A 19,948-nucleotide genomic window follows, 5' to 3' on the forward strand; every position below is an offset into this window, starting at 1 on the left:
TTTATTGTCCACAATCGGACGTTCAGTCTCATAAAATTTTATGCTAATACGACTTTCATCAATCCGTATTTTTCTTTTAAAATTTGAGCCAAAATTTCTGCTCGTTCACGGCTTATTTTTTCAGGATTTTTTTTGGGCTTTGGACGCATGACTTTCAATTTTAACAAAATATTTTGGAAATTGGTGCATTTTTTCAGCGACGTTTTGTATTTCTTTAAAATATTATTCATTTGGATAACAATCATTTCGGCTATAAAAAACCCTTATATCCATGCCTTGAAAGGGTTCAAAGTTTGGTCTTGTGCAACCTTTTACAAAAATTAATTATCGTGAAAAGCATCTTCCCAAGATGCAAAAGGCATCAGAAATATACCTAATAAAAATAAACCTAACATCAACCCAGCCATTAACCAACCGCCAATAGCATAGCCAACAATCAATATCAAAAATAAGCCGACTATAAAATGTTTCTTTTCATCTTGAATAAGTTGTTTTATCGCAAAAAAATGTTCTCGCCAAAATTCATTCATCTGAATACTCACACATTTTCACCAAATTTCCCAAAAATTGTTCACACAAATCCAACTGCTCAAGGCTAACAAATTCATTGGGTTTATGAGCCTGCACGATATCGCCACAGCCACAAATCACAGTCGGCACGCCAAACTCAGTAAACTGTCCGCCTTCGGTCGCATACGCCACCTTGTACCGCACCTTGTCCGCCACCAAATGCTCAATCAAGCCCTGCAAAGCGTGGCTCTCACTGTCAGTCATCGCAGGTACTTGGCAGTCTTGAATAAGTTCAATATAACTGTCGGTATTTTTGGCAGACATGTGTTGGCTAAGTTTTTGGATAAATTCACGAATTGGCTCAATAACCGCAGTTGGCGAAACGTGGGGCAAATTGCGAAAATCAAAGCTAAATTCGCAAAAATTCGGCACAATGTTGGTCGCCGTTCCGCCTGAAATCGTCCCAACCGACAGCGTAGAAAATGGCACGTCAAAACCTTGGACTAAGCGTAACGGCTCGGCTTGTTGTTGTAGTTTTTCTGCCAAATTATCAATAAAACCAATGACTTGACTGGCATAACTAATCGCATTCACGCCTTGCGGTGTCAGCGATGAATGAGCCGATTTGCCATGCACCCGACAGCGAAAGGTCTGTATGCCCTTGTGAGCGGTGACCATTTTCATCATGGTCGGCTCGCCCACGATACAATAATCAGGCATAATTCCTTGATTTTGCAAATCTTTTAGCAAAAACGGCACGCCTAAACAGCCAACTTCTTCATCAAATGATAAAGCAAAATGAATGGGCTTCATTAATTTATTTTCAATCGATAATTTAACAATATTTGGCAAAATCGCCAAACAACAAGCAATAAACCCTTTCATATCACACGTGCCACGCCCATAGACGTTACCGTCTTTTACGGTGGCGACAAAGGGGTCGCTATCCCACGCCTGCCCGTCCACAGGCACGACATCGGTATGCCCAGAAAACACCATGCCACCTGTCAAAATTTGTTGGTTATCGGCAGTGGCAGGGACGGTAACGAATAGGTTGGCTTTGGTTTTATCAAAGTTAAACGTCAGGCGTGGCGTGAGATTGAGCGATTGGCAAAACTGGGCAATATAGTCTATGAGTGCTAAATTTGAATGTCGGCTAGTGGTATCAAAACTAATTAATATTTTTAGCCATTCAAGGGTGGTTTTTGGGTAAATCAATTTCAAACTTCCTTTTTATTATCAATTTAATATACATTAAAAATGCTACGACATCTAGGAAACTGTGAACAACCCCAAAATTCTTTGCCTGCATTACTGCCAGTTTTTGCAACCCTTTTTACCATTAAACTTTGGCAGCTTGGACATTTGGGATTATTGCTATCAGATTGTTGTTTATTTCTAATAAATTCCTTATGCTCCATTCTTGTTTGCAATGTGTCATCTAATCGGCTATGTTTAATCGCTTGATAGATACTCTGAACCTGTTCCGATGAAAATAAAACATCTTGTTTGGTTTTTATATAACGCATCATACCTTGATTCATCACATTTTCGGGTAATTCATCTTGAGTTTTTATTTCACATTCGCCAATAAAAGCTATCACGGAATGAAAGTATTTTTCTTCAAGATTTAACAAATTTGCTAACGTTTTGATGTGTAAGTAGTTTTGTCTTAATGGATTTTGAAATTTAAATTTTCTGCCACCATACAAAACTTGCGTCCATTGAGCCTGGTTTGTACTACCAAAAATCCAACCTTTATAATTTTTGGTTTCAATCACAAAAATGCCAAATTTAGATACAATCACATGGTCTATTTGTGTTGTTCCGCCATTTGACAAAGGCAAGGTAACATTATCAATTTTAAAATAAATATCGCTATCTAACTTTATCCATGCTGCCAAACTAATGACTGTTTCGCCCAACAAACCTGTGAACCCTGCCCTAAACTCTGAAAACATCCAGCACTCCAATTATCAAAAAATCAAGACCGCTTTTTCCCATTCATCGCATCAATCACCATATTGGTCACGAACGCATCATTGGCATCTTTTTCCGCTTGCCAATCCAACTCATCATTATCAAACACTTGCACATTTTCAATAAAATCAAGGTGTTGCTCATCTTGACTTACCAACGGTTTGCCAATGCTCGCCGTCATGCTAAATCCTGCAATCAACGGCAATTTTGCCACCAATTTTCGCACACGCCCACTTGCCACGCTCACAGGTATCATTCGCACGAACTCAAGCAACTCCATATATTGCACTTCGCCTTCAGGGTTAATCTCGTCACTGGCATTGCTTTGCAAATTTTCGTCAAATTCATCAATACGTAACGCCCCAACTTTTGCCAAGTCGTTAAACAACGCATTTTCTTCAGGACGCAACGCACTATCCGTGACACCAAATCCTGTCAAATAGCCGTTTGCCCAATTTCGCAACGCTTGCAGTCGCTCATACAATGGATGCTCATCATCAGGCAACAACGGCGAAAACTGATAGCTATCTTCATCATCAGTCAATAACGCCACCAAATCTTCGCCTTCTTCGCTCAACAGCTCAAGGGCTTTTGGCTCAAGCTCGGTAAAACTCAGCTCTGTCAGTAAGGCTTGCCAAATCTCAGGTGTAGGTGCATCGCACACGCTAAGCACGCCTGTCATCAGCCCATGCAACTCACTCACCGACACATCGTGCCAACCATGCAATGCTTCATGCCAATCTTGCCAACCTGATAAATAATCGTCCATTTTTTCACCTTTTCAATTTTTATGGAAATTTTAAAAATTTTGCAAAAATTGCCTTTCTTTTTTAACAATTTTGCAAAAAACACTAGCCATTATAGGGGCTTTTGTGGCATTATTAAAGGGTAAATTTTTACTTTCATTTTTTCACATTATCTTAATTTTTTTGAAGACGTTATCATGACCAACCTGCTTTCACAATTAACCGAACTAAAAGGCTACATCGGAAAATTAACCGATAAAAATCAATATCTTAGCAGTGAATTAGCCCGCATTAAAACCCAGCCAAGCATCAGTAGCGAACAAATGTCAGCTGTACAAACCGAATTGAACAACACCCAACAACGTATTGAAAAACTTGAACAGCTCATTGTCAAACACGAACAACAACACGCTGAACTAGAAAACCGTTATCAATCGCTCGCCGACTCGCACAGTATACTAAGCAACGAATACGAACAAGCCCAAGCCCAAATTGAAACGCTGACTCAAACCAATCAAAAGCTAATTGAAAAAAATCATGTGGCATCCGAACACACCAAACTCGTGTTAGAACGGCTTGCCAAAATTGATAGCGAAAATTAATAAAATCAATCAGTTAAAAGATTAACTTAACAATTAATTTTAAAAAAATATTAAGGAATTTTTATGTCAAATCAAAGCCAAAAAGTGGATATTTTTATCAATGGACGTAGCTATGGCATCAACTGTCCTGCAGGAGAAGAACCAGCCCTACAACGTGCGTCTAGCTATATCAATAACTTTATCCAAGAAATCCGCCGTTCTGCCCCACAATTACCACAAGAAGAATTGTTGGTGCTATGTGCGTTAACATTATTTGAAAAAGCAGAAAATCTGCAAAATGAATTGGACGGTTTTGCCGATGCCAATGGGTTACTAGATGAAATATTAACTGATATTAAAAAGTCTATTCATTAAAACGATTTAATTAAATCTATCAACGCTGTTTATGGGCATCAATAATCCGAGTTAATTCTTGGTCATTTTGATAAAATTGTTCGCATTCTTTGCAGAGCATTCGGTGCATTCTTAACCGCCACTGGGTAGATTTTGGCAAAGTCATTTCGTGCGATAAGCTGATATTTTCGGTCGCTTGTTTACAGCTTAACGTAAAACGAGTGGTGATATGGCGTGAGATTTTTTTTATGGGCATTTCTTTCATTTATTAATTTTTTTAAAGTAATTGTTTAATTTTAAACATCATCGTGGTTAAACCAATGCACCGACAAACAGCGTTGCAAACGCAATCTAGCACGGTGAATGAGTACATAAAAATTTTGCGTGCTAATGCCGATTTCCTGACAAATTTCAGGGGTGGATAGCTCAATATATTCTTTCATCAAAAACGCTTGGGCTTGGTCTTCGGGTAAATTTGCCAAACATAATTCCATAATTTGCCAAAAACTGTCCTGCTCAGCGTGCTGTTCTGGATTTTGCCAACTGTCATCGAACGCCGCAATGCCTGTCGCCGTTTGCCAATGCCCAGTTTCATCAAACAGACGTTGCAAAATATCGTCGTCCAACCTATTATCAGAACTTTCATCTATGTTTAGGTTAGTTAAACTCACATATTTTTGTTTTTGGCGAATGTGGTCGGCGATTTTATTTTTTAAAATGGCAAAAACCCACGTTTTAAAGGCGGAATTACCCTTAAAATGTGTGGCGTATTTATAGGCATTTTCAAAAGTTTCTTGCACCACATCAAAGGCTTCATCACTATCGCCGAGCTGATTTTTGGCAAAATTTAATAATTGTGCATAAGTTTGTTGGATAAATTCATCGTTTAAATACGAATTTTTTGCAAACGGGGGTGTTTTCATCATAAGCTAAACAGCCTCAGTGGTGCAAAAAATATGATGTTGGCTAAACTGGTTGACCCATTGTTCAAATTCATCAAGCGACAATGTTGGCAATTCATACGCCTCGGCAAAGGCAGTGAGTAAAGCATTGGGGTCTTCAAAGGTATGATGATTTGCTAATGTTGCTTGCAAAAAATCCAACAACAAATACGTCAAACTATTGGTCTGCATGAACTTTACCGCCGTTTCTTGACGATATACCAATAAAAAAGTCGCGGTAGCGTCAGGCACTCTATCAGCACTGATGTTATGAACTGCCCAATCATAATGCAATACTTGCAACGTTGGATTAAGATATAACGTTGGCAACACCCGACAAAAGGGCTCATCTGGCAACATTTCTACCAATAACTCAATCCATTCATAATGAGCAAGCTCACCCAAAAATGGCGGTATATCAAGTTTATCAAAAGCAGTTTCTGCCAAAAATGCACAAAATTGCTGATTAATTTCAACAAAATAGGGACTTTTTAGATGATTTGATGCTATAAATAACTGGATTAAGGTTTGCCAAAGCCTACTGTCCACCATTGTTTGACACACAGGAAAACACTGATTGATAAAACTTGATACATTGTTATACACCAGCGATCGATATAATTTACCAATGCGGGGCGACAAATCATCAAGTAAAGGCTGATCGGCTGTATCAGCTAATACTACAGACTCGTTATAGAAGCGTTGCTGACGTAAAAAGGTCGCAAATGCCTGCTGATGAGCCACAAACAGCTTATTAAGCGGTCTAGATAGCCTAGGAGCGGTAGGATAATTGGTCATGAGGCACTTTGCTCGCAAAATCCGTGTTGTTTTTGATGGATAATCTTCACTTCGTCTAATAGGTCTGTTAAAGGCGGAAAGTTAAAATCACGTTCCAAACAAGTTGGTAGCAGACAAGGATTTTTTTGCGTTTTTTGATAAATGAGTGCATAAGCATGGTCAAGCAATCCCCATACAGGGTCTATTACCGCATTGCCATGGGTATCAATCAATAAATCATTATCCTGATAATGCCCAGCAATGTGTAGATAGCAAGTACGTTCCAGAGGCAAACTTTGTAAATAATTCTTAGCATCAAAGCCAAAGTTTTGACTGTTGACATAAATATTATTGACGTCTAAATGCAACAAACAGTCAGCTTCTTGCACAATGCAAGTGATAAATTCGCTATCGGATAGCGTGCTTATCTTGGGTTGGTAATAATAAGACGCATTTTCAATGGCAATTTGTCGTCCTAGAATATCTTGAATTTGTTTAATACGAGAGGCTACCCACATGACGGCTTCATCAGTACAAGCAACTGGAAATAAATCATATAAATGACCTTGCGTATCAGAACACCATGCCAAATGCTCAGTGAACAAAGCAATATTGTGATAGTCTAAAAATTTAGCAATATTTTTAACAAAAGGTACATTTAATTCACCACTTCCACCAATGGATAAAGATAGCCCGTGGCAACTAAAATTAAACCGCTCGGTAAACTCTTTGAGCATGGCATTGAACCGTCCACCCATCAACCCCTGTGAGGTCATCCAATTTTCTGGTGACACCTCAAAAAAGTCAACGTCTGACAAGTCAGCCTGCCTTAGCTCATGAATAAGCTCACGACGAAAACCGAGACCTGCACCATGCAGAGCTTGGGCTGTTTGATGAGATGCAGTATGACGTGTCATTTTTCAACAGATTTTATACGACAAGTGCTAATTCCCAAAAGACGATAAATGGGGCAAAAATTGATGAGAGCCGTACCTAGTGGAATTAACCCAATCAGCCCCCACCAAGATTTTAGCGAAACACCGATACCAATAATCACTAAGCCCAATACAATCCGAACAATACGGTCAGCCTTGCCAACATTTATTTTCATGTTATTATCCTTTTAGCTGATGTACAGTTATTGAGCAGCACCGCAACCTGCGTTTGCCTGCTTATGACTAGCTCCACAACTGGCTGTATTGTCTTTAGCACCACACATACCCTCTGAGCATTTGGCCTCTGGAGCTTTTGTCATATTGGCATTAGATGATTGGTGATCTACGTTGGTTGGTACTGAGCTTTGGTTATTCTGATAGCCTTGCTCCATCGGTTGTGCTCCTAATTGGCTTTCAGCACAACCAACTACCCCTACGCTAAGCAATGAAGTTAATGCCAGTTGCTTAGCAAGGTGCTTTTTAGTTGATGAAGAATGAATTTTTTTAGCTTGCATATTGTACTCCGATTAAAAATATAAATGGTTTAGTTTAGACGGTTGTTGGGGTGGATTTCTTACAATTTTTTTAAATTTTTTTTAAACCCAACCACGATTATGCAAAATCCGCTTAATTTGGGCATAAATCACAGGAGCAGACACCAAACCTGCTAAACCAAAAGTCGCTTCTAATACCAACATAAATAGCAACAATTCCCAAGCCGTAGCACGGATTTTTGTGCCAATAATTTGGGCGTTCAAAAAATATTCTAACTTGTGAATTCCGACCAACCATGTAAGCGACAACACACTAACCATCAGCCCATGGGTCAAACTTAAGGTAACAATCACCACATTAGAAAACAAATTACCAACCACAGGTACAAGCCCTGCCAAAAATGTAATCAGCACCACCGTCCACGGCATCGGTAACGGATGTCCAATCATCGGCAAAATCCCAAGCAAATACACCGATGTCAAAATCGTGTTAATCGTAGAGATTTTGACTTGAGCAAAAAACACATCGCTAAAACCTGTAATCAACTCATCAAAACGTTGTCGCATATAATGCACAAATGGCTTGGCGGTGAGTGGCAAGCTTGGTGGTACTTGCAGTGCCATAATCGCCCCAATCGCAATCCCTACTATCAAATACCCCACGCCACGCAAGGTATGTACGCCAAGGGTTTGCAGTTGTGGGGCGTGTTCCTTGGCGGATTTTAGCAACATTTCTTTAAATTCATAATCCGAAATCGGCAAATATTGCGAAATCGAAAACGGCAACAACGTATGCAACTGCTCAATAATCGACATCAACTGCTCAAACAAGCGATTTAGCACAGCTACATTCGCCTTTGCCACCACCCAATCGCCAAACAAATACGTCACTAGCGAAATCAATGCCACGATAATCGCAATTGCCAACATTTCCGCACGGCTATTGGTGTGAAACTTTCCTAAAAAAGTCGGCATTTGTTTGCTTTGGCGAATACTATTGGCAATCGCCCTTGTGAACGTATAGGTTATCAAGCCTGCAAATAACACCAAAGTCAAATGCAACAACAACACAGGCAACCACACCAAAATCACAGGGCTAATGGCAAGTAAAAAAGTTTTTAGGTCGGGCAAAAAAGCAGACGGCTCACGGTCAGTCATCAGTTACAACACTTCTTGAAAAATAAATTTAAACCAAAATTTTAACGCTTATTTTTGACATAATAGAACCGTTATTTTAGCACATATTTAGAATACAACGGATAAAACATTGGATAAATTTAAACAAAACTTCTACGTTTTACAGCCAATAAAAAACCCAACTTTACCGAGAGAAAATTGGGTTTTTGTAAAAATTTTAAGGTTATTTTCCAACTGAATGTCGTAAAATATCGATTAAAAATTAGTTAACACTTTGTGGTGCAAGAATAGTCATTTCTACACGGCGGTTTGCTTCATAAGAATTACCAAACTGAGTGGTTGCACCATGACCTTGTGCACGCACACGGCTCGGAGCAACGCCTTGGTTCACCAAGTAATTTGCCACGGCATTCGCACGATTTTGTGACAGGTTAAGGTTAAAGTTTGGATTGCCTTCAACAGATGCGTAACCATTTACCACGACTGATGATTGATTGTATTGGTTTAATGTGGTTGCAACTTGTGCCAACGTATTGTAAAAACCAGGTTTAATCACTGATTGAGCCACGTCAAAGGTAATTGCTTCAGGGATAGCAAGGTTAATATTATTGGTTACAGGGTCACGGGTTACTTCAATGCCAGTACCTGCGGTTTGTTGGCGAAGTTTGGCTTCTTGTTGTTGCATATAATAGCCAACCCCTGCACCCAACGCTGCACCGATTGCTGCATCACGACCTGTTTTTTCGCCACCAGTCGCTTTAGAAATCGCCGCACCACCCAATGCACCACCGATTGCCCCTAGCACGGCTTTGTTATTAGCGATGTTACCCATACTGCCATCCGTGGTTGCACAACCAGTCATCAATGCACTTGAAGTCAACGCCACAGCGAGTAATTTTGTGTTCATTTTCATGATTTTTTCCTTATACTTATAAAAGTTGGCAAGCCAACGTAAATGTTGTTTAAATATAAAGTTGGCAAGCCAACGTAAATGTTGTTTAAATATAAAGTTGGCAAGCCAACGTAAATGTTGTTTAAATATTTTGTTTGTTCGGAATTTAACACAGTTGTATTTTTCAAGTTTTAAAGTGAAAAATCAAATCTGTTGAATTTGATAAGTGTATTATGCCGAAAAATTTTGTTAACTGTGTAATAAATTGTGATAAGTTATGTAGGCTTTAGTAAAATCGTTACAAAATATTTTTAATAAAATGTATTTTTTTGTGAATAAAGATTGTTTAAACTATAGTATTTTTTAAAAACAGATTTCAAACGCTAAATTTTGTTAATTTTTCGCTAATTTTGAGTTTTCTATGCCAAACACGTCCCTACCCCGAACCGTTCGCACACGTCCGCAGTTGATGTACGATATTTTTATGATGTTGGTTATCAGTATTGATTTGTTACTGTTAACGATTGATGGTTTGCTGATGAGTGGGTTGATGGTTCAGCTTGGTGAATGGGTTGGATTTGGCGGTTGGCTTAGCCATTATCACAACGATATTCATCCGCTGTTAAAATTGGTTGGCGGGCTATTTACCCTATTTTTGGTGGCAGAATTGTTGGTGCGTTGGGGGATTGCGATTTGGCAAAAAACGCATTATCGCTGGTTCTTTTTTCCATTTGTGCATTGGTACGAAGTGTTGGGCTGTTTTCCGCAGTTGCGTGCGTTGCGGTTGTTGCGTGTTGTGGTGATTGGTTATCGCCTGTATCAACTCGGTTATCAAGTTTTACCAAAAAGTTGGTTAAAAACTGGCAAATTTTATTATCATGTGGTGTTAGAAGAGATTTCTGACCGTGTGATTTTAATGGCAATTGACAACATTCGTATGGAACTTGCCAATACCAATGGATATTTGGTGCAAAACATCATTGACAAACACCGTGATGAGATTGAAACGGTAGTTGTTGAGTTGTTACAACAAGAAGTCACGCCACTCATTCAATCCACCAATAATCAACCGCCAAGTTTTGCCAAACCGCTTGCCGACCAAGTGAGCCTTGCGGTAGAACACGCCTTTTTGCAAACACCTGATTTGCACCGTGTGTTACGCATGATACCGATTGCAGGCGGAATGATTGAAGACCAACTTGTCAATATTAGCCAAAAAGTTGCCCAAAATATCACACTAAACGCCACGCAACAGTTAACACAAGTTGACAGTTTAAATCAAATTTACCGAGAAATTGCCAAAGGCATTGCCCAAGTTGATACCACCAGTCCGACCCTCGAAAACTTGGTGAGTTCGGTTATCAACGAAAGTCTGACCGCCGTTGCCGAACAAATCAAAGTACAACAATGGAAAAACCACGCCAATTCGCCTGACTTGGTGTATTAACTGATTGTAGTTTTGGCAAAACCTTGTTAACATAAACCTTTTATTGATGATTTTTATCCGCAAAGAAGATTGACATGACCGACACTGAACAAAAAAAACCTGAACCAAAAACAGAAACTGATAAAAAAACCACCGAGCTAAGTCAGACTAACCAAACAAGTTTAGCCACATCGGTAAAACTCACAGGGCGAATGCTAAATTTTAGCCGTTTACAATTACAAGGCGATGACATTGACGCAATACTTGCCAAAGTTAAGGAAAAGTTAGCAAAAAAATTGGACGCCAATTTGCCTGTTTTAGTGAGTTTAACCACTAATTTACCACCAAAACCGATGGTAAATACAACTTTAGAAACGGCTGAAAATATAGCAACGCCTAAAAGTAATGAAGAAAATTCAGCAGATAACAATAAGGTTGAACACAGTAAAACCGACAAAGCAGAGAATGTAGAAAAAACCGAAACCACGGATAAATCTGCAAATGAAAATGCTGAAAAAAATAACGACTTAACCGATGATGATTTACAAACATTTGATTTAGAAAAATTGTGGCACGGACTTTGGGCGTTAGGGTTGCAACCGATTGGCATGGTAACAGGGGCGTTTGACAGCCAAGCCCAAGCGTTAAAAATCGCCATTTTCCCTGCGGAAGGACAACGCATTGACCGTAAAACCGACAAAAAAACCGATACCAAAAAAGCTGAAAAATCAGACGACAAAAATCATTCCAATCATGAAAATTTACTCAGCCAAAATAGCCAACCTATTGATAATCAACTAATTTTAGCTGATGACAGCAACAATCATCAACTTAACATTCAGCGAGAAAGCGACAGTAACAATGTAGAAGGCGATTTGGTGCATCATCAGATTTTACGCTCTGGGCAGAGCATTAACCACGTTGGTGGCGATGTGATTTTGACCAAAGGCATCAATGCAGGGGCAGAAGCCATCACCGACTACAGCCTACACATTTATGGCAAAGCCGAAGGGCGACTGGTGGCAGGGGCGACAGGCGACAAAAATGCACGGATTTTTTGTTTGCAGTTTAATCCGTCTTTGGTGTCGGTGGCAGGAACGTATTGCCTAAAAGAAAATATCCCAACCGAACTGCTCGGCAAAGCGGTAGAAGTGAGTTTTGACAGTGAAACAGGTTTGGTGTTTAACTTAATGGTTTAAGTTTTGGTATAAGGTATAATTTGGCATAAATTGTTATCTTTGCCAATTTTATGTTAGAATAAGCAAATTTTTATGAAACCGATTGTATTGTTAAGCATTTTTGATAAAATTTTTAACAAATATCCAAAAAACTGGAGAAAAACGTGGCAAAAATCGTAGTCGTAACTTCTGGAAAAGGTGGCGTGGGAAAAACTACCACCAGTGCATCGTTTGCAACAGGTTTGGCATTGCGTGGTTATAAAACCGTGGTGATTGACTTTGACGTAGGTTTAAGAAACCTTGACTTGATTATGGGCTGTGAAAACCGCATTGTGTACGACTTTGTAGATGTGATTACAGGCAATGCTCGCCTATCGCAAGCCCTTGTCAAAGACAAACAGCTAAACAATTTGTTTATTTTGCCAGCCAGCCAAACCCGTGATAAAGACGCCCTGACCGATGAAGGGGTGGCGGAAGTGATTGCCGAGTTATCCAAACAGTTTGATTATATCGTGTGCGACTCGCCTGCAGGGATTGAGCGTGGAGCTCAGCTTGCGATGTATCATGCGGACGAGGCGGTTATCGTTACCAATCCTGAGATTTCATCGGTGCGAGACTCTGACCGCATTATCGGTATTTTGCAAAGCCGTACCAAAAAAGTGGAAGAGGGTGCAGGCTCGGTGCGTGAGCATTTGGTGATTAACCGTTACAACGCCGAACGTGCAGAACGTGGCGAAATGATGGATATTAATAGCATTTCTAACGATATTTTAAAAGTGCCACTACTAGGCGTTATTCCTGAAAGTAACAGCGTGCTAGAAGCATCTAACCAAGGTGAACCTGTGATTTTGGACAAAGACTCGAAAGCAGGACAAACTTATGACGATATGGTGGCGAGATTTTTGGGGGAAGAACGTCCATACCGCCACATTGAAGTGCAAAAGAAAAGTTTCTTGCAACGCTGGTTTGGGGGTTAATCCATGAAAAAAAGTTTTTGGAGTAGCCTATTTGGCACCGAACAAAAGTCCAAAAGTGCCAATACTGCTGCCGAACGCTTAAAAGTTATCGTTGCCAGTGAAAACCGCTTGCACAACCGCTTAACGCCCGAGCGTATTGAAAAAATGAAACGTGAAATTTTGGCTGTGGTAAATACTTATGTATCGGGTGTGCAAATTGATGACGTGAATATCAATCATCACACCGAAGCCAATATGGAAGTGTTGGAAATGAATATTAACTTGCCTGATAATAGTCGGCGTTAGACGTTTATTTTGCAAAATATCTTATAAAAAAAACCCAATTTCAAATTGGGTTTTTTATGACTTAAAAATCTTGACAACAATTATAACATACGTTTAATTAAATTATCTTTTTTGATAAATTGGTGTTGTAACGCCCCAAGAATATGCAAGCCTGTAAAGGCTAATAACATCGTCCAAAATACATCTTTATGCAATTTCATCAAGGTACGAGCAGTTTCTCGGTTTTCACCGATAAATGGTGCGATTTCCATACCAAAAAACGGAATGGCATTACCTCTCATCATCGTAGCCATGATAGCGGTCAAGGGCATGGCAAACAAACAAACATATAACATCAAATGAGTGAAATGAGCGATACCTGTTTGCCATTTTGGCATAATGACTTTGGCAGGGGCAGATTTTACGGTCAGTACACGGTTTAGCAAACGTGCCATTGTCCAACATAGTACGCTAAAGCCAAAAGATTTATGAAAATCAATATAGGTATCATCAACCGCATTTTCATCCAACTTAATCATCACCCACGTGACAAGCAATAACAACACCCCAAGCCAATGAAAAATACGGACACTAATCGCCCATTTAGTATTTACAACGACTGCTGGCTGAGAACGCTCGCTGGCAGGATATAATGACATAAAAACTCCTGTGTTATCAAAAACTTAATCAAGTCAATTAGACTAACTACCATTAACTGTCAAGGTCAACCAAGAAGTGCGACATTTTATCCAAATCAGGAATGATACACACTTCATTTTCAAACATGACCGCTTGGAATACATAATCTTGCTCGGTCGGTTGGTAAGCAGAAAGTTGGTTTTTTTCTAGTTGTTCTTGTTGGCGTTGTTTTTCTAGACGTTGTTTTTCCAGAATATGCGGATAAAAACTTTCTAAAGTTTGTTGATAAGTGGCTCCATCCACGTCTTTTAATTCTGAAATTCGTACCGAGTGAAAGGTTACATCACCTTGAATTTGCAAGCCAATGCGGTGTACATCGGTGACGCTTTCTAGCACCACGATAAATTCAGCTTGTTCAGTTTTTGGCACTAAGTGATACACTGACACGTCCTGCCCTTGCCACAAAAAGTTCCAAATGCGGTCATGATACGGCTCAATCGCCAAAATCAGCTCTTTTGGCACAATCCAGTCAGGGGCATCAACCACAGGAATTCGTGCAATCTCAAGCTGTCCTGTGGTCACACTCAAAATACCAATGTGTTCATCTTGGGTTAAGATTTTAATCAGACTTTTTGCCATGTTATTCTCTAAACTTTTCTTAATGCTTTGTTAAGCAAGGTTAATATGATGATTGATTAAACCAATAAAATGATAACGGTAAATTTATCCAAATAATTTTGGCGGTTGATAGCTTAATGGATTTGGAGCGAGTAAAATCGGCTTACCGTCAGGTAAACAGCGTTTTTTGCACAAACTTATCAACGCTTCTGCCAACTGTTTTGGCGTACCGATATAATCCACCAATCCTGTATCTATCATACTTTGTGGTTGGCTCGGGCATTCGCTAGTATCAGGACTTTGAGCCCAAATCACACTGCCATTTTTGCGGGCTAATTGTGCCATGTCGCTACCGTCATTGCCCATTCCCGAAAAAATAATACTCATAAAATGATTGCCAAACACATTGCTACAGCTTGCAAGCAACTGACTAATGGAGGGTTGGTACACGCCTTGCCAACCTTGTTTTTGTAACAATACTCGCCCATTAGAGTCGCAGATAACCGATTGTTCAATCGGTACAATCAGACAGCGACCTGCCAATAATTGTTGGGTATTAGTAATGATATCACACCGCCAATGGTTATGCCGTGTTAGCACCCTTGGCAAAGTATAAAGCGTTTCATGGTTAAAATGTTGTGCTAAAATCAACGCAATCGGCAAATCATTGGGTAAATAATCCAAAAATTCTTTTACTGCCATCGGTCCGCCCATGGACGCACCAAGCATCACCACATATTTCCACGTAACGACGTCGTCAGATTTTTCCCGTTCTTTTAACAACAAATCAGGGCGTTGCAGACGTTCAGCGATTTTACGTTTAAGTTTGCGTTGCCATTTTTCGTAGAGCGTGCCTGTGTTAATATAAGGGGCAGTAGTAAACCCGACTAGTACCACTTTTGGCATATAACTATCGCCTGAGCGAGTCATTTGTTTTTCTAGGCTTTGGATAACTTCGTAATCTTTTTCACTATCCACCAGCCACACATCAGTAATACTGTGAAAATGTTTTTCACTTAGCTGTTCTATGCTGATACAATCCACCAACTCCATTTGCCACGCACGAATGGTATCGCTAAATGCCATGCGTTGCTGATTATTTTCAGCAACGACAATAAAGCGTAAGGGTCGGTCGGTTTCCTGCATTACATTTCCTTTGCCAGTTAAGTGCCATTTTAGCTTACTAACTTAGCTGACCGTTTTAGCATTTAACAAACGGGCAATGGTGTCTAACAAGTCTTGCTCTTGGAACGGTTTACCTTTGTATTCATTCACACCGATACTCATCGCACGTTCTCGGTGTTTTTCACCAGTACGTGACGTAATCATGATAATTGGCGTGTTGTTCAAACGTGGGTTGTGACGTACTTGGGTCGCTACTTCAAAACCGTCCATACGTGGCATTTCAATATCCAACAGCATGATGTCTGGGGTTAGCTCTTGTAGCTTTTCTAAGGCGTCCACACCGTCAGTTGCTACTTGGGTTTCGTAGCCATTACGCTCAAGCAGACGTGATGTTACTTTACGCACCGTTACCGAATCATCGATAATCAACACCACAGGCTTACGGCTCTTATCTTTGGCTTTTTGACGTTCAATCCGAACGGTCGCACTAGCATTACGCATCAGGGCAATCAAGTCAAGAATTAACATCACCGAACCGTCACCCATAATGGTGGCCGCTGAAATCCCTGAGATGTGCGATAGCTGTGGCCCAAGCGGTTTAACCACCACTTCAATACGTGAACCTGCAATCGCATCTACTTGCAACGCCATATTTTGCCCTGTTTCGGTACGAATGATAATCACAGGTACGCTCACAGGTTGATGTGCTAAGGCTTCTAGCGGGTCGCTACCATATAGGATTTGGTTCAAATACCGCAGACGATAATCTTGTCCGTCAATATCCAACGTGGTCGCCTCAAGGCTGTGGAACTGATAAATGGTTTCGGTATTAACACGTAACACGCGCTCAATCTGCACAAGCGGAACGGCATAGTTCTTATCCCCTGCACGTACCACCAACGCATCAGATACCGCAACGGTCAATGGCAAACGCATGGTAAAGCGAGAACCTTTACCCATTTCTGAGTCAACCAATACCACGCCACCGAGCTGTTTTACTTCGCTCTGTACCACGTCCATACCCACGCCACGACCCGAAATTTGCGAAACGGTTTTCGCAGTTGACAGACCCGCGTTAAAGATATATTGCATGATATCTAGCGGTTTTAATGACGTATCATCGGCAGCAATCAACCCTTGCTCCACCGCTTTTTTACGCACCGCATCCACGTTAATGCCTTTACCATCATCTGATAAGTGGATAACAATCTCGCCACCTTCACGCTGAACTTCTAGGGTAATCAGACCTGTACGTGATTTACCGCTTTCAATACGTTCTTGGCTCTTTTCAATACCGTGGTCAACTGCGTTACGAAGCATATGCTCTAGTGGCGAAGTAACACGTTCCAAAATATTACGGTCAATTTCACCCTCATCATTCAAAATCCGCAATTCAACCGATTTACCAAGCTCGGTCGCCGTTTGACGCACAATCCGCTGTAAACGTGGCGTAATCCGTGAGAATGGAACGGTACGCGAGTTCATCAAACCTTCTTGCAAATCTTCTTGGGTACGCGATAATTGTAGCAACAAGTTTTCAGTATCACGGGTTTTATCCAACATCGTGGCTTTAATATCCACCAAGTCCGATGCCGACTCTGACAACGATTTTGACAATTGGTTTAATGCCGAATATTGGTCCATCTCAAGCGGGTCAAAACCTGCTTCATCGGCGTGCTCATCGGCAATTTGTGCCAAAATTTGCACTTCAAGCTCGGTTTCCATACGGCGTAACTGGTCAGCAAGACGTTGTACCGTCACCCCCATCTCTTCAATGGTATTAGTCAAACTTGATACGCCCATTTCAATACGGGCACGGTTAATCGCTGACTCACCTGATAAGTTAATCATGCGTTCCATCAAACCTGCCGAAATACGCAACATCTCTGAATTTAAGTTCGCTTGGTCTTGCTCAGTTTCAAAGTTACCTTCCATAGAAGGTATTACTGACAAATCACGTTGACTACTTTCATCTTCACGATTTAAACTACTCTTATAAATTTCAATCTGTTCAATCTGTTGTGCCAATGACACCGTAGGGATTTCTTTTAGACTGTCAGGATTATGCGAGAAGTCTTGTAATGCTTCAATCAGCGTGGTTGGTGTTTCTGGATTGTATTTATTTTCAAGCACATACAACGAGCTTGCCAACCAGTCATGACACGATGCCAACAAGTTACCAATCATACGCGTTGCAGGTTTACGACGGCTACCCAACTCTTCATAAATGGTCTCCATTTCGTGAGCAAGGTTGGCAATCCCTTCCGCTTCAACCATTCTTGCACCGCCTTTGATGGTATGCAATTCACGTTGTAAGGCTTGTAATGCACCGATATTATTGTTATTACTACGGAATTCTTGTAAATTTTGGCTACTGCTGTCAATGAGTTCTTTGGCTTCTTCCAAATACACGCCCAAGATATCCTCATCCGGCTCTTGCCCTTGCCAAGTTTCCAGACGGCGTTGCTCAAAGTTGTTAACAATTTCCTGTACATACAACGGGTCAGCACTCATACCTGTGGTTTGTTCTTCTTCAACCGTTTCAGCAATACTAATATCTTCTTGCTGAGCTTCCACAATCAGCGGTACAGCAGGCACAATCTCACTCGCTGATATCTTACCACGACAAATATTGGCTAATTGTTCCGCCAATTCTCTAGCAAAGAAAGATTTTTGATGCTCAATCACATAATGTAACTGTGCTTGGGTAGTTTCATGCACTTTTTGCATGACCAATGCCAAATCAGGGTCAGCCACCAATTTGCCAGTAAGCAAGGCATCATAAATGCGTTCCGCTTGCTTTGACAAGTCAGCAATACTGATAATACCAACCATATTCGCCCCACCTTTTAAAGTGTGACGTTGACGACGCAACTCTTTTACTAACTCCATGTTGCTTAGGTTATTTTGCCATTGGTTAAAGTTTTCTAAAATGCTTGCACGCAATTGTTGGGCTTCTGCTAAAAAAATCTGTAACAGCTCAATATCAGTCTCAATGGTTTCATATTCAATCGCATCCATTTTGGCTTGATATTGTTTATCTGCTAACAACTGCTTAATCTCGTGGATTAAACCTTGGTCTACAAAGACATTCAGTCCCGCAGCAATCGCATCGAACATCCCAATTAGCTGTTCTTGTAATAACAACAACAAACTTTGCAAATGTTCATCTTTGGCAAAACTTGGATACACTGCTAAGCTTTGATAAGCTGATTGCAAGGTTTCAGCAATCATGGTATAACTTAAACCGTCAGTCGCCTGTTGTAGTCTTTCTGCCTGATTTGCTAAAGCAGTGGCATAGTTCGTGATGATTTCTGCATCATCTTTCGCAAAAGTTTCCGCTAAGGTACTATCAGCATCAATTAAATCATCAATATCTAAACTTAATAGCTCCGATACACTCATCGCATTGACTTGGTAAATATTGGAAAATAGTTTTTCACGCCATTGCTCCATATTTGCCGTGTCATCATCACTCATCGCAATGCCACGTTCCACTTGGTAATTATTCAAATAATTTTGCAAATTATTTTTAATATTTTTTAATAATTTCAGCTGATCTTTATTGAGCGGAATTTCTTTGCGTGACAATTCACCCAAGCCCAACTCTAGCATCTCGCTAAACGCTTGCACCCGTAACAACTTGGCAATACCCGCACCGCCACGCAAGGTGTGGAACGCACGTACCAAATCATCGGTCACGCTGACTTCATCTTGTTTTTCATGAGCAAGAATAAAATTGTCAATTTTGGCAATCAGTTCTTGAGATTCTTCCAAAAATACCTTGACCGATGCTTGTTCATTAATTTCTTCTTCTGACAATGCAACTTCTGGCGTATCCTCTTGTTCGGTTTGTTTTTCAGCTGTTTTATCAATACTAATATCTTCATCATCAAAGATTAACTCTTCATCACTCACCTCAGCAACTGGCGTAACTGCTTCGGCTGGTATTTCATCAACCAACTCTGCCATTTCTTCTATTTTTGCGACTGTTTCTGTTGGTTGGGCAGTCGGCTGTGTAACCGCTACCGTTGCTTGACTTGTAACATTTAGCCCTGTATCAATCGGTTGCCCTGCCAACAAATTATTCGCCTGTAACACCGTAATCGCTGGGTCAATGCTTGGACTTTGCATTTGGGCAAAGTCGCTAACAAGCGTTGGGATTTTTTGNCGAGTTTCACCGATAAAATTGGCAAGTTCATCGCTCACAGGCAACGTCCCGTCAAGAACTCGGTTAAGCATATTCTCAACTGCCCATGCCATTTCGCCAACTTGATAAGCTCCAACCATACGCCCTGAGCCTTTTAGCGTGTGGAATCCACGGCGGATTTCTTTTAAGGTTTTTAGGTCACTTGGGTCGGCTTGCCAGACAGG

23 protein-coding genes are annotated in these 19,948 nt (G+C 40.5%); 6 read left to right on the forward strand and 17 right to left on the reverse strand.

What is annotated here, in order from left to right; all coding sequences use genetic code 11:
• Positions 1-38 precede the first annotated feature (38 nt).
• The 5 genes from A3G3_RS0110275 to A3G3_RS0110295 form a co-directional block, all read right to left on the reverse strand.
• The gene (locus A3G3_RS0110275) at positions 39-230 is read right to left on the reverse strand and encodes a hypothetical protein (RefSeq protein WP_156802154.1); all 192 of its coding nucleotides are present in this window, start codon (positions 228-230) and stop codon (positions 39-41) included.
• A 90-nt stretch (positions 231-320) separates the two neighbouring features.
• The gene (locus A3G3_RS0110280) at positions 321-542 is read right to left on the reverse strand and encodes a hypothetical protein (RefSeq protein ID WP_156802155.1); all 222 of its coding nucleotides are present in this window, start codon (positions 540-542) and stop codon (positions 321-323) included.
• A complete protein-coding gene (gene argE / locus A3G3_RS0110285; RefSeq protein ID WP_019520434.1) occupies positions 523-1,728 on the reverse strand; it encodes an acetylornithine deacetylase in 1,206 nt (401 codons plus the stop codon). Before argE ends, A3G3_RS0110280 begins: the two co-directional genes overlap by 20 nt.
• A 26-nt stretch (positions 1,729-1,754) precedes the next feature.
• A complete protein-coding gene (locus A3G3_RS13665; protein WP_019520435.1) occupies positions 1,755-2,471 on the reverse strand; it encodes a nuclease-related domain-containing protein in 717 nt (238 codons plus the stop codon).
• Positions 2,472-2,494: 23 nt separating this feature from the next.
• Positions 2,495-3,259, reverse strand: coding sequence for a UPF0149 family protein (locus A3G3_RS0110295; protein WP_019520436.1), 765 nt, complete (start codon positions 3,257-3,259; stop codon positions 2,495-2,497).
• Positions 3,260-3,433: 174 nt separating this feature from the next.
• Between A3G3_RS0110295 and A3G3_RS0110300 the strand changes: the two genes are divergently transcribed.
• Together A3G3_RS0110300 and A3G3_RS0110305 are read left to right on the forward strand one after the other, a co-directional pair.
• Positions 3,434-3,838, forward strand: coding sequence for a hypothetical protein (locus A3G3_RS0110300; protein ID WP_019520437.1), 405 nt, complete (start codon positions 3,434-3,436; stop codon positions 3,836-3,838).
• Between the two features lie 63 nt (positions 3,839-3,901).
• Positions 3,902-4,192 carry a cell division protein ZapA gene (locus A3G3_RS0110305; protein ID WP_019520438.1) on the forward strand — a complete coding sequence of 97 codons (291 nt, stop codon included), beginning with the start codon at positions 3,902-3,904 and terminating at the stop codon, positions 4,190-4,192.
• A 19-nt stretch (positions 4,193-4,211) separates the two neighbouring features.
• Here the strand turns inward: A3G3_RS0110305 and A3G3_RS0110310 are convergent, their stop codons facing one another.
• From A3G3_RS0110310 to A3G3_RS0110345, 8 genes are all read right to left on the reverse strand, one after another.
• Complete coding sequence (locus tag A3G3_RS0110310; RefSeq protein ID WP_019520439.1) at positions 4,212-4,427, reverse strand: hypothetical protein; 216 nt, start codon at positions 4,425-4,427, stop codon at positions 4,212-4,214.
• Positions 4,428-4,467: 40 nt separating this feature from the next.
• Positions 4,468-5,097 carry a sigma-70 family RNA polymerase sigma factor gene (locus A3G3_RS0110315; protein ID WP_156802156.1) on the reverse strand — a complete coding sequence of 210 codons (630 nt, stop codon included), beginning with the start codon at positions 5,095-5,097 and terminating at the stop codon, positions 4,468-4,470.
• A 3-nt stretch (positions 5,098-5,100) separates the two neighbouring features.
• Positions 5,101-5,910: an HvfC family RiPP maturation protein gene (locus A3G3_RS0110320; RefSeq protein ID WP_019520441.1), complete on the reverse strand. Its 810-nt coding sequence runs from the start codon at positions 5,908-5,910 to the stop codon at positions 5,101-5,103.
• A complete protein-coding gene (locus A3G3_RS0110325; RefSeq protein ID WP_019520442.1) occupies positions 5,907-6,806 on the reverse strand; it encodes an HvfB family MNIO-type RiPP peptide maturase in 900 nt (299 codons plus the stop codon). The genes A3G3_RS0110320 and A3G3_RS0110325 overlap by 4 nt, the downstream gene beginning before the upstream one ends.
• Positions 6,803-7,000, reverse strand: a complete 198-nt coding sequence (locus A3G3_RS0110330; RefSeq protein ID WP_019520443.1) for a YgaP family membrane protein — start codon at positions 6,998-7,000, stop codon at positions 6,803-6,805. Before A3G3_RS0110330 ends, A3G3_RS0110325 begins: the two co-directional genes overlap by 4 nt.
• A gap of 27 nt (positions 7,001-7,027) precedes the next feature.
• Positions 7,028-7,339: a hypothetical protein gene (locus tag A3G3_RS0110335; protein ID WP_019520444.1), complete on the reverse strand. Its 312-nt coding sequence runs from the start codon at positions 7,337-7,339 to the stop codon at positions 7,028-7,030.
• Between the two features lie 81 nt (positions 7,340-7,420).
• Positions 7,421-8,476, reverse strand: coding sequence for an AI-2E family transporter (locus A3G3_RS0110340; RefSeq protein ID WP_019520445.1), 1,056 nt, complete (start codon positions 8,474-8,476; stop codon positions 7,421-7,423).
• A 241-nt stretch (positions 8,477-8,717) separates the two neighbouring features.
• Complete coding sequence (locus tag A3G3_RS0110345) at positions 8,718-9,368, reverse strand: OmpA family protein (protein WP_019520446.1); 651 nt, start codon at positions 9,366-9,368, stop codon at positions 8,718-8,720.
• Positions 9,369-9,768: 400 nt separating this feature from the next.
• Here A3G3_RS0110345 and A3G3_RS13670 point away from each other — a divergent pair, with 400 nt between their 5' ends.
• The 4 genes from A3G3_RS13670 (at position 9,769) to minE (ending at position 13,213) form a co-directional block, all read left to right on the forward strand.
• Complete coding sequence (locus A3G3_RS13670) at positions 9,769-10,794, forward strand: hypothetical protein (protein WP_040631749.1); 1,026 nt, start codon at positions 9,769-9,771, stop codon at positions 10,792-10,794.
• A gap of 74 nt (positions 10,795-10,868) precedes the next feature.
• Positions 10,869-11,972 carry a septum site-determining protein MinC gene (minC, locus tag A3G3_RS14105; RefSeq protein WP_019520448.1) on the forward strand — a complete coding sequence of 368 codons (1,104 nt, stop codon included), beginning with the start codon at positions 10,869-10,871 and terminating at the stop codon, positions 11,970-11,972.
• A gap of 143 nt (positions 11,973-12,115) precedes the next feature.
• Positions 12,116-12,928 (forward strand): septum site-determining protein MinD, encoded by an 813-nt coding sequence (minD, locus tag A3G3_RS0110365; RefSeq protein ID WP_019520449.1) that lies wholly within the window; start codon positions 12,116-12,118, stop codon positions 12,926-12,928.
• Between the two features lie 3 nt (positions 12,929-12,931).
• Complete coding sequence (minE, locus tag A3G3_RS0110370; protein ID WP_019520450.1) at positions 12,932-13,213, forward strand: cell division topological specificity factor MinE; 282 nt, start codon at positions 12,932-12,934, stop codon at positions 13,211-13,213.
• Between the two features lie 80 nt (positions 13,214-13,293).
• Here the strand turns inward: minE and A3G3_RS0110375 are convergent, their stop codons facing one another.
• The 4 genes from A3G3_RS0110375 to A3G3_RS0110390 form a co-directional block, all read right to left on the reverse strand.
• Positions 13,294-13,851 carry a cytochrome b gene (locus A3G3_RS0110375; protein WP_019520451.1) on the reverse strand — a complete coding sequence of 186 codons (558 nt, stop codon included), beginning with the start codon at positions 13,849-13,851 and terminating at the stop codon, positions 13,294-13,296.
• Between the two features lie 52 nt (positions 13,852-13,903).
• Positions 13,904-14,470 (reverse strand): hypothetical protein, encoded by a 567-nt coding sequence (locus tag A3G3_RS0110380; RefSeq protein ID WP_019520452.1) that lies wholly within the window; start codon positions 14,468-14,470, stop codon positions 13,904-13,906.
• A gap of 84 nt (positions 14,471-14,554) precedes the next feature.
• Complete coding sequence (locus tag A3G3_RS0110385) at positions 14,555-15,595, reverse strand: chemotaxis protein CheB (protein ID WP_019520453.1); 1,041 nt, start codon at positions 15,593-15,595, stop codon at positions 14,555-14,557.
• A 42-nt stretch (positions 15,596-15,637) separates the two neighbouring features.
• Complete coding sequence (locus A3G3_RS0110390; RefSeq protein WP_456152359.1) at positions 15,638-19,864, reverse strand: Hpt domain-containing protein; 4,227 nt, start codon at positions 19,862-19,864, stop codon at positions 15,638-15,640.
• Positions 19,865-19,948 lie beyond the last annotated feature (84 nt).

The sequence above is a fragment of the Moraxella boevrei DSM 14165 genome (assembly GCF_000379845.1).
Classification (GTDB): domain Bacteria; phylum Pseudomonadota; class Gammaproteobacteria; order Pseudomonadales; family Moraxellaceae; genus Faucicola; species Faucicola boevrei.